The sequence below is a fragment of the Bradyrhizobium zhanjiangense genome (assembly GCF_004114935.1).
Taxonomy (GTDB): Bacteria; Pseudomonadota; Alphaproteobacteria; order Rhizobiales; family Xanthobacteraceae; genus Bradyrhizobium; species Bradyrhizobium zhanjiangense.
Window position 1 is genome coordinate 6,764,323 of record NZ_CP022221.1, and the last position, 12,012, is coordinate 6,776,334.

The following is a 12,012-nucleotide window of genomic DNA, read 5'->3' on the forward strand; positions in this document are numbered from 1 at the left end:
AGCATTGCTGCACAGCGGTGCAACTTGGCGCGTTCCTTGCTGGAATGGCGCTTGCACGGGTCGTGAACTCTGGGCAACATGGATCGATCGGCCCCGCCGAACAATCAAAAATGACGGTCGGGGCGAGTGGAGAGGGTCAAGAATGTCAGTCGGACGAAGTTTGTTTGCGGCGACGCTCGCCGGTGCGCTTGCGTTGGCGGTCTCGCCGGCGTCGAGCCAGACGCTGCGCTACGCCAACCAGGGTGAGCTCAAGTCGCTCGATCCCTACACGCTGAACGAGTCGACCACCAGCGCGCATCTCGGTCATGTCTATGAGGGCCTGGTCGCCCGCGGCAAGGACCTGAAGATCGTCCCGGCGCTCGCCGAAAGCTGGGAGACGCCGGAACCGACACGCTGGCGTTTTCACCTGCGCAAGGGCGTGAAATTCCACAATGGCGACCCCTTCACCGCTGACGACGTGGTGTTCTCGGCCGAGCGCGTACGAGCAAAAGGCTCGAATTTCCAGAGCCGCGTTCCCGCCGATGCCAAGGTCGTCAAGGTCGACGATTACACCGTCGATTTCATCCTGACCTCGCCCAATCCGATCCTGACGGCGCTGTGGGCGACCTGGTACATCATGGACAAGAAATGGGCAGAGGCGAACGATGCGGTGGCACCGACGCCAGCGGCCGCCACGACTCCGAGCTATGCGTCGCTCCATGAAAACGGCACCGGTCCGTTCGTCATCGAAAGCCATCAGCCGGGCGTGAAGACCGTCTTCAAGGTCAACCCGAACTGGTGGCGCAAGCCGGAACATAATCTGAAGGAGATCATCTTTACGCCGATCGCCAACCCCGCCACCCGTGTTGCGGCGCTGTTGTCGGGCGAAGTCGACGTGATCGAGCCGGTACCGGTGCAGGACATCGAGCGCGTCAAAGCGAGCCCCAACGCCACGGTGCTGACGGGACCTGAGCTCCGCACCATCTTCGTCGGCATGGATCAGGCGCGCGACGAGCTCCTGTATTCCAACGTCAAGGGCAAGAACCCGTTCAAGGACGTTCGCGTCCGTGAAGCCGTCTACCGGGCGATCGATGTCGACCTGATCAAGAACCGCGTCATGCGCGGGCTGTCCACGCCGTCCGCATTGATGGTCGCACCGGAGATCTATCCGTCGAAGGGCTTCACCCGGCCGAAATTCGATCCCGACGCCGCCAAGAAGCTCCTTGCCGACGCCGGCTATGCCGACGGTTTCGAGGTGACGATGGACTGCCCGAACGATCGCTACGTCAATGACGCCGCGATCTGTCAGGCCATCGTCGGCATGCTCGCCCGCATCAACATCAAGGTGGATCTTCTGGCGCAGCCCAAGGCCCAATATTTCGCCAAGGTGCTCAAGCCCGGCGGCTACAAGACCTCGCTGTTCATGCTGGGCTGGACCCCGGATACGCTCGATTCCCAGAACGTGCTGCACGACATCATGGGTTGCCGGGACGATCCCAAGGATCCCAACCGCGGCGAAGCCAATCTCGCCGGCTATTGCAACAAGCAGTTCGACGAGCTCGCCGACAAGGTTCTCGTGGAATCCGACACGGCCAAGCGCGATCTCCTGATCAAGCAGGCCTTCGAGCTCTCGATGAAGGACTGGGCCTATATCCCGCTGCACCAGCAGGCGCTCGCCTGGGGCGTGTCGAAGAAGGTGAAGCTGACCCAGCGTGCGGACAACATGGTCATGCTCTACTGGGCGACCAAGCAGGAAGAGTAAGCGTCGACAAGTTGTGAAGTCCCGGAAGCCTTGGCTTCCGGGACTTGCCGTTTCGGGTTAACGCAATGATGCGTGCTGCTGAAGAGATGTGAAAGGAACAGATGCTCGCTTTCACACTGCGCCGGGCCATCCAGGCCATCGGTGTCATGATCGCCGTCGGGATCATCGCGTTCTCGATGTTCCGCTTCGCCGGCGATCCCGTAAACCAGATGGTCGGGATGGACACGTCGGGCGCTGAACGCGCCGCGATCCGCAAATCGCTCGGCCTCGACGACCCCGTTCTCGTGCAGTTTGGCCGCTATATCGGCAACGCCGCGCAGTTCAAATTCGGCGTGTCCTATCAGTTCCGCCTCCCCGTCAACAATCTGCTGATGGAGCGGATGCCCGCGACGCTGGAGCTCGCGATCTGTGCCACCATCTTCGCGATGGTCAGCGGCATCCTGATGGGCGTCTATTCGGCGCTGCGCCGTGACAGCTGGCTCGCGCACATATTTCAAGCCGTCTCGCTGATCGGCATCTCGCTGCCGACCTTCCTGATCGGCATTCTCATGATCTACCTGTTTTCGGTGACGCTCGGCTGGTTGCCTTCGTTCGGGCGAGGCGACGTCGTGCATATCGGCTGGTGGACGACTGGCCTTCTGACGTTGTCGGGCTTGAAAGCGTTGATCATGCCCGCGATCACACTTGGCCTGTTCCAGATGACGCTGATCATGCGCCTCGTGCGCGCGGAGATGCTGGAAGTGATGCGGACGGACTACATCCGCTTCGCCCGTGCGCGCGGACTGACCACGCGGGCGATCCATTTCGGTCACGCGCTGCGCAACACGCTGGTTCCTGTCATCACCGTGGCAGGCCTGCAATTTGGCTCGGTCATTGCCTTCGCAATCATCACCGAGACCGTGTTCCAGTGGCCGGGCATGGGGCTCCTGTTCGTGCAGGCCGTTCAGAACGTCGATATCCCGATCATGGCGGCCTACCTGATGATGGTCTCCCTGATCTTCGTCACCATCAATCTCGTGGTTGATATCCTCTACACCATCGTCGATCCGCGGCTGCGCTCGACGGTCAGCCGGGCGCACTGACATGAGTGAGGCCGTCGTTCCGCATAGTGTCGAGAAGCGCGCCGCGGCCGCACCTGGCTGGTTCAGGCGCGCGCTCGACAGCGACCTGTTCTATTCGTTCCGCCGCTCCAAGATCACCATGATCGCTGCGGGGGTAACGCTTCTGTTCTTCCTGCTCGCGATCTTCGCCTCGGTGCTGTCGGTGCAGAATCCATTCGATCCGGCGCAGCTTCAGTTGATGAATTCTCGCATCTCGCCGCTCTGGACCGCCGACGGTCAGAGCCCGTTCCTGCTCGGCACCGACGAGCAGGGACGTGACGTGCTGTCCGCGATCCTCTACGGCCTGCGCATTTCGCTGCTCGTCGGCGTCCTCGGCGTGGTCTTGTCTGGCGTACTCGGCATCCTGCTCGGGCTGACGGCGGGTTATTTCGGCGGCGCAGTGGATGGATTGATCATGCGCATCGCCGACGTGCAGCTTTCTTTCCCGGCCATCCTGATTGCACTCTTGATCAACGGCATCGCTAAATCGGTCTTTGGCAACAAGCTCGACGAGATGAGCATGTTGGCGGTTCTGGTCTTCGCGATCGGCCTGAGTTTTTGGGTGCAGTACGCGCGCACTGTGCGTGGCTCGGTCCTGGTCGAGAAGAACAAGGATTATGTCGCAGCAGCGCAATTGATCGGCCTGCCCGCCCCCGTGATCATGCTACGCCACGTGTTGCCGAACACCACGGGACCGATCCTCGTGATCGCTACCATCAATCTCGCGCTCGCCATCATCACCGAGGCAACACTGTCGTTCCTCGGCTCGGGCATGCCCGAAACCATGCCGTCGCTCGGCACGCTGATCCGCATCGGCAACGGCTATCTGTTCGCAGGCGAATGGTGGATCGTCGCCTTTCCAGGGCTCGCGCTCGCGGCGCTGATTCTGTCGATCAATCTGCTTGGCGACTGGCTGCGCGACGCGCTCAATCCAAAACTTCGATGAGTATGCCTCGCCCATGACCGAACCCGTTCTCTCCGTGCGCAACCTCCAGGTCGAGTTCGCCTCCCGCCGCGGCACGCTGCGCGCCATCGACGGCGTCTCCTTCGACATCGCCAAGGGCGAGGTGCTCGGCGTGGTCGGCGAATCCGGCGCCGGCAAGTCCGTCACCGGTCTCTCGGTGATCGGCCTGATCGATCCGCCCGGCCGCATCGCCGGCGGCGAGATTCATCTCGCGGGCCTGCGAATCGACAATCTGCCACCTGAGGAGATGCGCCGCATCCGGGGCAAGCGCATCGGCATGATCTTCCAGGATCCCCTCACCTCGCTCAATCCGCTCTACCGGGTCGGCGACCAGATCGTGGAGACGATCCGGACCCACCTCAATCTCTCCGAACAAGCGGCGCGCCGCCGCGCCATCGATCTCTTGGCCGAAGTCGGCATTCCCGCGCCGGAAAAGCGCATCGACGGCTATCCCCACGAATTCTCCGGCGGCATGCGCCAGCGCGTGGTGATTGCGCTGGCGATCTGCGCCGAGCCGGAACTGATCATCGCAGACGAGCCAACCACCGCGCTCGATGTCTCCGTGCAGGCGCAGATCATCTCCCTGATCAAACGGCTCGGGCGCGACCACGGCACCGCCGTGATGCTGGTGACCCACGACATGGGCGTGATCGCGGAGACGTCGGACCGGGTCGCGGTGATGTATGCCGGCCGCATCGCCGAGATCGGTCCGGTGCAGGATGTCGTGAAGAATCCGCTGCACCCCTACGCCAGGGGGCTGATGGGCGCGATCCCGACGCTGGCCGGAGACGACAAGCGTCTCGTGCAGATTCCCGGCTCCATGCCGCGCCTGTCGGCGATTCCGCCGGGTTGCTCGTTCAATCCGCGCTGCGCCTTCGCCTTCGACCGCTGCCGGGTGGAACGGCCGGAGCCGCTCCCACGTGGCGCGCAGTCGGTTGCCTGCCACCTCTATGACAATGTGCCGGCGGAGAGCGCGGCATGAGCGTTCCCTTCGTCCAGGCTACAAATCTACGCCGCGTCTTCGACGTCTCGAAGCCATGGCTCAATCGCGTGCTCGAAGGTGGGCATCTCGAATACCTCAAGGCGGTCGATCACGTTAGCTTCGAGATCAGGAAGGGCGAGACGTTCGCCCTGGTCGGCGAATCCGGTTCCGGCAAGACCACGGTGGCGCGCATGGTCGTCGGCCTGTTGCCGCCGAGTTCTGGCGATGTGCTGATCGACGGCGTGTCGATGACCGATCCGCGACAGGCGTCGGCGCGGCGGAAGCTACGCCGCCGCATCCAGATGATCTTCCAGGACCCCTATGCCAGCCTGAACCCTCGCTTCCGGGTCGACGCCATCATCTCCGAGCCGATCCGCGCCTTCGACCTGATCCAGGGTGAGCGCGACATCCAGGCTCGCGTCGGCGAGCTGCTCAGCCTCGTCGGCCTGCACCCCGACGACAGGCTGAAATTTCCGCACGAGTTCTCCGGCGGCCAGCGCCAGCGCATCGCGATCGCGCGCGCGCTCGCATCGGACGCCGAGTTCATCGTCTGCGACGAGCCGACCTCGGCCCTCGACGTCTCCGTGCAGGCCCAGATCCTGAATCTGATGCGCGATCTCCAGGACAAGTTCGGCCTGACCTACATGTTCATCAGCCACAACCTCGCCGTGGTCCGCCACATGGCGAGCCGGGTCGGCGTGATGTATCTCGGCCGCATCGTCGAGATCGCGGAAGGACGCGAGCTGTTCGCCCGTCCGCGCATGCCCTACACCAAGATGCTGCTGGGTGCCGTGCCAGATCTCGCCATGAGCGGCCGCCAGCGCGTTCCGGTGAAAGGCGAGATCCCGAACCCGATCCATCCCCCCTCCGGCTGCGCCTTCAACCCGCGCTGTCCGCTGGCGTTCGATCTCTGTCGCAAGGACACGCCGGAGCTGATCGACGGCGTCGCCTGCCACGCGGTCAACACCGCGCCAGTCCCGGCGTGACGCGCGCGTGCCATGCAGCCTGCGCATTTGGCGGCGGCGTGGCCCTGTGATCAATTGCGCGCGTCGCAAATGAGGTAGCCCATGACCAGCAAAATCAATCCCGATCCGTTCACGACGAGGCCGGAGATCGAAGGCACCTTCGGGGTCGTCGCCACCACGCATTGGATTGCGACCGCCGTTGGCATGGGCATCCTGGAGAAGGGCGGCAACGCCTTCGACGCCGGTGTCGCCACCGCCTTCACGCTCCAGGTGGTCGAGCCGCATCTGAACGGCCCCGGCGGCGACGTGCCTGTCATCGTCCATGACGTCAAGCGCGGGCGCACCGAAGTGATCTGCGGTCAAGGCCCGGCACCGGCACGCGCCACCATCGCGCACTACAAGAGCGAAGGCCTCGACATGGTGCCCGGCACCGGTCTGCTCGCCGCCTGCGTTCCCGGCACCTTCGAATCCTGGATGATGCTGCTGCGCGACTACGGCACAATGCGTGTGCGCGATGTGCTGGAGCCCGCGATCTCCTATGCGCGTGACGGCTATCCGCTGGTCGAGCGCGCCTGCGCCACGATCCAGACGGTCGAGCAGCTGTTCCGCAAGCATTGGCCGACCTCGGCCGCTGTCTACCTGCCGAATGGCGAGGTGCCGAGGCCCGGAACGCTGTTCACCAACAAGACGCTGGCTGCGACCTATACCCGCATTCTCAGCGAGGCCGAGAGCGGCGGCGGCGGCCGCGACGCCGAGATCGAGCGCGCGCGAAAAGCCTGGTCGCAAGGTTTCGTTGCGGAAGCCATCGACAAATTCTGCCGCACCCAGGAGGTCATGGACGTTAGCGGTTCGCCGCATCGCGGCGTCCTCTCGGCCGACGACATGGCACGCTGGCAGCCGACGATCGAGGCGCCGCTCACTTACGATTACGGTCGCTACACCGTCTGCAAGGCCGGTGTCTGGAGCCAGGGCCCGGTTACGCTCCAGCAGCTCGCTCTTTTGAAAGGCTTTGCGCTCGACGGGCTCGATCCGACCGGGCCGGAGTTCATCCATCTCCAGATCGAATGCGCCAAGCTGGCATTCGCCGACCGCGAAAAGTTCTACGGCGATCCCAAATTCAACGAGATCCCGATCACGACGTTGCTGTCGGATGCCTATAACGACGAGCGCCGCAAGCTCGTCACCGAAAGGGCCTCGCTCGACTTCCGCCCCGGCTCGGTCGAGGGCTTTGGCGGCGTGGTCAAGCTTCGCCGCGCCGAGGGCCAGCGCGAGGCGGTCGGCGCGCTCGGTGCCGGCGAACCGACCGTGGGGCGCTTCGGCGAAGTGCACGGCGACACCGTGCATTTCGACATCATCGACAAGGCCGGCAACATGGTGTCCTCGACGCCGTCGGGCGGCTGGCTGCAATCCTCGCCGATCATTCCCGAGCTCGGCTTCTGTCTCGGCAGCCGCGCACAGATGTTCTGGCTCGAGGAGGACCATCCCGCGGCGCTCGCGCCGGGCAAGCGGCCGCGCACCACGCTGTCGCCGACCATGGCGCTGCGCGATGGCGAGCCGTATCTCGCCTGGGGCTCGCCCGGCGGCGACCAGCAGGACCAGTGGATCACGCAGTTCTTCCTGCGCCACGTCCATTGCAACCTCAATCTCCAGGAGGCGATCGACGCGCCGGCCTGGCACTCCGAACACTTCCCGATCTCGTTCTGGCCGCGCACCGCGCGCCCGGGCGTGCTCGTGGTCGAGAACCGCGTGCCGAAGGCCACGATCGAGAACCTTCGCGAGCGCGGGCACATCGTCGAGGTCGGTCCCGACTGGTCGGAAGGCCGCCTCACCGCAGCCTCGCGCGTCGGCGTGCGCCGGCGCGCTGCCGCAAATCCCCGCGGCATGCAGGGCTACGCCGTAGGACGCTGATGGGCAGAAAATGACCTGGTCGATCATCGCGCGAGATCCTGCCACCGGCCAGTTCGGCATTGCCGTTGCGACGCGTTTCTTCGCCGTGGGCGCGCGTGTCCCGTACATTGCCGCTGGACTCGGGGCAATCGCCACACAGGCCTTGGTCAATCCCTATTACGGCATCGACGGCGTCAAGCTGCTGCGCGAAGGCCTCAATGCACACGACGTGCTTGCCGCGCTGATTGCTGCCGACGACGGCCGCGAAAGCCGCCAGATCCACATCATGGACGCGAGCGGCGAGATCGCCGCGCATACCGGGCGCGATTGTATCGACTGGTGCGGACACATCGCGGGCAGCGGCTTCTCCATCGCCGGCAACATGCTTGCGGGCGCCGACGTGCTCGACGAGACCGCAAAGACCTACATCGCCAATGATAGCCTGCCCTTCCCGCGCCGTCTGCTCGCGGCGATGTGCGCCGGCGAAGCCGCCGGCGGTGACAAGCGGGGCAAGCAGTCGGCGGCGCTGCTGATCCATGGCGAGGAGGAATGGCCTGCGTTGGACATTCGCGCTGACGATCATCCCGATCCGCTCGGGGAGCTCGAACGACTCGAGCAGGTCAGCCACGAGCTCTGGGTGCACTTCCGCGCCTCCATGCCGACACGGCAGAACCCGGCCGGCAACACCGATCGCAGCGTCATCGACGCCAGCATCAAAGCAGCCCGCGCAAGACAGTCATGAGCGCCAGTCCCCTCATCGAGATCACGGATCTGCGCATTCGCTTCCACGGCGACGATGGCCGTGTCACCCACGCGGTCGATTGCGTCGATCTCAGCGTCGCCAATGGCGCCACGCTCGGCCTCGTCGGCGAATCCGGCTGCGGCAAGAGCGTGACGTCGCTGGCGATCATGGGCTTGCTGCCGAAGCAAAGCGCGGAGATATCGGGTATGATCCGCTTCGAGGGGTTCGACCTGCTGAGCACCCCGGACCAGACGCTACGTGACCTGCGCGGTAACCGTCTGGCGATGATCTTCCAGGAGCCGATGACCTCGCTCAACCCGAGCCTGACCATCGGCGACCAGATCATCGAGACGATCCTGCGCCATCGCGGCGGCTCGCGGCGCAATGCGCGCGAGCGGGCGATCGAGCTCCTGCGCCGCGTCCACATCCCCTCACCCGAGCGTCGGATCGACGAATTCCCGCACAAGCTCTCCGGCGGCATGCGCCAGCGCGTGATGATCGCCATGGCGCTTGCCTGCGATCCGCGCCTCTTGATTGCTGACGAGCCGACCACGGCGCTCGATGTCACCTTGCAGGCCCAGATTCTGGAGCTGATGCGGGAGTTGAAGGCCGCGAGCGGTGCCGCCATCATCCTGATCACGCATGATCTCGGCGTCGTCGCCGAGGTCTGCGACGAGGTCGCGGTGATGTATGCCGGCGAGATCGTCGAGCGCGCGCCGGTGGACGAATTGTTCTCGGCACCGCAGCATCCCTACACCGTCGGCCTGCTCGGCTCGATCCCGCGCCTCGACCATCGCGCCGAGCAGCTTGCGACGATCGAAGGCATGGTGCCGAACATGGCGCAGCCGCCCGTCGGCTGCCGCTTCGCCCCGCGCTGCCCGTTCGTGCTGGGCGCCTGCACCAAGGCGCCGCCGCCACTGATCGAAGTCAGTCCCGGTCACCTGTCGCGCTGCATCCGCGCGCCGCTTGAACGTCTGGTGTCGTGATGGCACTGCTCGAGGTCGAAGGCCTGGTCAAGCATTTCGTGGCCGAACGCTCGCTGTTCGGCCGCGCTCGGGCGCATGTCAAGGCCGTCGATGGCGTCTCCTTCTCGGTCGAAGCCGGCAAGACGCTGGCCCTGGTCGGCGAGTCCGGTTGCGGCAAATCCACCGTCAGCCGTCTGGTGCTGCGGCTGATCGAGCCGGATGCGGGTACGGTACGCTTTGACGGCCGTGATCTTCTCTCCCTGGACGCCAATGCACTCCGCGCCTTCCGCCGCGAAGCCCAAATCATCTTCCAGGACCCCTACGCCTCGCTCAATCCGCGCATGACCGTCGGCCAGATCCTGACCGAGCCGCTGGCGCTGCACGATCTGGTACCGCCGAAGCAACGGCGCGAGCGCGTCGTGGAGCTGCTGCGGCTGGTCGGGTTGGAGCCGCGGCTGGCGCAGCGCTATCCGCATGAATTCTCCGGCGGTCAGCGCCAGCGCATTGCCATCGCCCGCGCGCTCGCGGTCGAGCCGAAGCTGATCATCTGCGACGAGCCGGTCTCGGCGCTGGACGTCTCGATCCGCTCGCAGATCCTCAACCTTCTGCGCGAGCTCCAGGATCGGCTCGGCCTCGCCTACATCTTCGTCTCGCATGACCTCGCTGTGGTCAAGCACATCGCCGACCACGTGGCGGTGATGAATCTCGGCCAGATCGTCGAGACCGCGGAGGCCGACGCGCTCTTCGCAGCACCGCGACATCCCTACAGCCGGGCGCTGTTGTCCGCGATCCCCCTGCCACAGCCGAAAGCGAAGCGAACGACGGTCCTATTGGCAGGCGAGATCCCGAGCGCGCTCAATCCGCCGTCCGGCTGCCGCTTCCACACCCGCTGCCCCTTCGTTATCGAGCGCTGTCGCACCGAGGCGCCGGAGCTCGTGGCCGACCGCGCGGGCCACGCCGCCGCCTGTCACCGCGTAGGCGAGCTGCCGTCTGCCGACGCCATCCTGCCGGCGGCCGGCGGGTTTTCGCCAGCACTTGCAAAATTGGTCGCGGCCTTCAGCCAAAAGACGGAAGGCACAGCCGTCTCCGGGGTTGGTATACAAGACACCGCGCCCACAACGACGTAGCCGAAGCAATAGGGATTGTCCGATGAAGATGTTTCGCCTGGCCGCAACGGCCACCGCCTTCCTGCTGTCGGTCGTAACAGCGCAAGCCCAAACCACGCTGCGCATCGGTCTTGCCGAGGACCCCGACATCCTCGATCCATCGATGGCACGCACCTATGTCGGCCGCATCGTGTTCTCCGCGTTCTGCGACAAGCTGTTCGACATCGACGAGAAGCTCAACATCGTGCCCCAGCTCGCGCTGTCCAGCGAAACGGCCGATGATGGCAAAGCGCTCGTCATCAAGCTCCGCCCTGGCGTGAAATTCCACGACGGCGAGCCGTTCGATGCCGAGGCCGCCAAGTTCTCGCTGGAGCGCCACCTGACCTTCCCGGGTTCCTTCCGCAAGCCAGAGCTGGCCTCGGTCGACCACATCGACGTCGTCGATCCCCTCACCATCAAGCTGGTGCTGAAGTCGCCGTTCTCGCCGCTGCTCGCCCAGCTCACCGATCGTGCCGGCATGATGGTGTCGCCGAAGGCGGCGAAGGAAGCCGGCGATAAGTTCGGCCTGCGTCCGGTCTGCGCGGGTCCTTACAAATTCGTCGAGCGCGTGCAGCAGGACCGCATCGTGTTCGAGAAGTTCGCCGACTATTGGAACAAGAACAACGTCTTTATCGACCGCATCGTGTTCCAGCCGATCGTCGATGCCACGGTGCGGCTCGCGAACCTGAAGTCCGGCGGACTCGACCTGATCGAGCGCGTGCTCGCCACCGACCTCAAGGAGGTTCGCGCGGATTCGCGGCTGAAGGTCGCGACCGCCATCGAGCTCGGCTATCAGGGGGTCACCCTCAACATCGGCAAGGACAAGGCCAAGGGGCCGCTCAGCCAGTCCGCCAAGGTGCGACAGGCGCTCGATCTCGCCATCGACCGCGAGGCGATCAACCAGGTCGTGTTCAACGGCGAGTTTCAGGTTGGCAATCAATGGGTCAATCCTGATCATCCCTATTATCAGAAATCCCTTCCAGTCCGTCCCCGCAATGTCGAGAAAGCCAAGGCGCTGCTGAAGGAAGCCGGCGTGACGCCGCCAGTCAGCGTCGATTTCCTGGTGCCAAAGGGCGCCGAGACGGAGACGCCGGCGCAGGTGATCCAGTCCATGGCGGCCGAAGCCGGCTTCGATATGAAGATCCGCCTCACCGAATTCGCGACCGGACTGAAGCAGGCCGAGGCCGGCGACTACCAGGCCTACATGCTCGCCTGGAGCGGCCGCGTCGATCCCGACGGCAACACCTACGTCTTCCTGCACAGCGGCGCGCCGCAGAACTACGGCGCGTGGAACAATGCACAGGCTGACAAGGCGCTGGAGGATGCGCGAGCGGTGACCGATCCCGCCAAGCGCAAGGCCAGTTACGAAGCTCTGGCGAAACTGGTCCAGGAGGAAGAGCCCCTCCTTTACATCTATCATCGCCGCATCATCATCGCGCACACGACCAAGCTCGAAGGTTACAGGCAGATGCCCGACGGCCTCGTGCGCGTGGTCGGTCTCAAGCTGAAGTGACGCCGAAG

At 64.6% G+C, this 12,012-nt stretch carries 10 protein-coding genes; all 10 read left to right on the plus strand.

The window, feature by feature from the left end; all coding sequences use genetic code 11:
- Positions 1-142: 142 nt before the first annotated feature.
- The 10 genes from XH85_RS32440 to XH85_RS32485 all read left to right on the plus strand — a co-directional run bounded on the left by XH85_RS32440 (position 143) and on the right by XH85_RS32485 (position 12,004).
- Positions 143-1,741, plus strand: coding sequence for an ABC transporter substrate-binding protein (locus tag XH85_RS32440; protein ID WP_128935114.1), 1,599 nt, complete (start codon positions 143-145; stop codon positions 1,739-1,741).
- A 101-nt stretch (positions 1,742-1,842) separates the two neighbouring features.
- Positions 1,843-2,823, plus strand: a complete 981-nt coding sequence (locus XH85_RS32445; protein WP_128935115.1) for an ABC transporter permease — start codon at positions 1,843-1,845, stop codon at positions 2,821-2,823.
- Between the two features lies 1 nt (position 2,824).
- Positions 2,825-3,787 (plus strand): ABC transporter permease, encoded by a 963-nt coding sequence (locus tag XH85_RS32450; protein ID WP_128935116.1) that lies wholly within the window; start codon positions 2,825-2,827, stop codon positions 3,785-3,787.
- Positions 3,788-3,800: 13 nt separating this feature from the next.
- Positions 3,801-4,787, plus strand: coding sequence for an ABC transporter ATP-binding protein (locus tag XH85_RS32455; protein ID WP_128935117.1), 987 nt, complete (start codon positions 3,801-3,803; stop codon positions 4,785-4,787).
- Complete coding sequence (locus tag XH85_RS32460; protein WP_128935118.1) at positions 4,784-5,773, plus strand: ABC transporter ATP-binding protein; 990 nt, start codon at positions 4,784-4,786, stop codon at positions 5,771-5,773. The genes XH85_RS32455 and XH85_RS32460 overlap by 4 nt, the downstream gene beginning before the upstream one ends.
- Before the next feature lie 81 nt (positions 5,774-5,854).
- A complete protein-coding gene (locus XH85_RS32465) occupies positions 5,855-7,660 on the plus strand; it encodes a gamma-glutamyltransferase family protein (protein ID WP_128935119.1) in 1,806 nt (601 codons plus the stop codon).
- Between the two features lie 10 nt (positions 7,661-7,670).
- Positions 7,671-8,381: a DUF1028 domain-containing protein gene (locus XH85_RS32470; protein WP_128935120.1), complete on the plus strand. Its 711-nt coding sequence runs from the start codon at positions 7,671-7,673 to the stop codon at positions 8,379-8,381.
- The gene (locus tag XH85_RS32475) at positions 8,378-9,367 is read left to right on the plus strand and encodes an ABC transporter ATP-binding protein (protein ID WP_128935121.1); all 990 of its coding nucleotides are present in this window, start codon (positions 8,378-8,380) and stop codon (positions 9,365-9,367) included. Before XH85_RS32470 ends, XH85_RS32475 begins: the two co-directional genes overlap by 4 nt.
- On the plus strand, positions 9,367-10,473 hold the full coding sequence (locus tag XH85_RS32480) for an ABC transporter ATP-binding protein (RefSeq protein ID WP_164939971.1): 1,107 nt from the start codon (positions 9,367-9,369) through the stop codon (positions 10,471-10,473). Before XH85_RS32475 ends, XH85_RS32480 begins: the two co-directional genes overlap by 1 nt.
- A 22-nt stretch (positions 10,474-10,495) precedes the next feature.
- Positions 10,496-12,004 carry an ABC transporter substrate-binding protein gene (locus XH85_RS32485; RefSeq protein ID WP_128935123.1) on the plus strand — a complete coding sequence of 503 codons (1,509 nt, stop codon included), beginning with the start codon at positions 10,496-10,498 and terminating at the stop codon, positions 12,002-12,004.
- The last annotated feature ends 8 nt before the right edge of the window (positions 12,005-12,012 follow it).

What these genes read in the sequence shown, in the direction of transcription:
- XH85_RS32475 (WP_128935121.1), top strand. Translation starts at nt 8,378, where the DNA reads ATGAGCGCCAGTCCCCTCATCGAGATCACGGATCTGCGCATTCGCTTC.
- XH85_RS32445 (WP_128935115.1), top strand. Translation starts at nt 1,843, where the DNA reads ATGCTCGCTTTCACACTGCGCCGGGCCATCCAGGCCATCGGTGTCATG.
- XH85_RS32465 (WP_128935119.1), top strand. Translation starts at nt 5,855, where the DNA reads ATGACCAGCAAAATCAATCCCGATCCGTTCACGACGAGGCCGGAGATC.
- XH85_RS32450 (WP_128935116.1), top strand. Translation starts at nt 2,825, where the DNA reads ATGAGTGAGGCCGTCGTTCCGCATAGTGTCGAGAAGCGCGCCGCGGCC.
- XH85_RS32480 (WP_164939971.1), top strand. Translation starts at nt 9,367, where the DNA reads ATGGCACTGCTCGAGGTCGAAGGCCTGGTCAAGCATTTCGTGGCCGAA.
- XH85_RS32455 (WP_128935117.1), top strand. Translation starts at nt 3,801, where the DNA reads ATGACCGAACCCGTTCTCTCCGTGCGCAACCTCCAGGTCGAGTTCGCC.
- XH85_RS32485 (WP_128935123.1), top strand. Translation starts at nt 10,496, where the DNA reads ATGAAGATGTTTCGCCTGGCCGCAACGGCCACCGCCTTCCTGCTGTCG.
- XH85_RS32440 (WP_128935114.1), top strand. Translation starts at nt 143, where the DNA reads ATGTCAGTCGGACGAAGTTTGTTTGCGGCGACGCTCGCCGGTGCGCTT.
- XH85_RS32460 (WP_128935118.1), top strand. Translation starts at nt 4,784, where the DNA reads ATGAGCGTTCCCTTCGTCCAGGCTACAAATCTACGCCGCGTCTTCGAC.
- XH85_RS32470 (WP_128935120.1), top strand. Translation starts at nt 7,671, where the DNA reads ATGACCTGGTCGATCATCGCGCGAGATCCTGCCACCGGCCAGTTCGGC.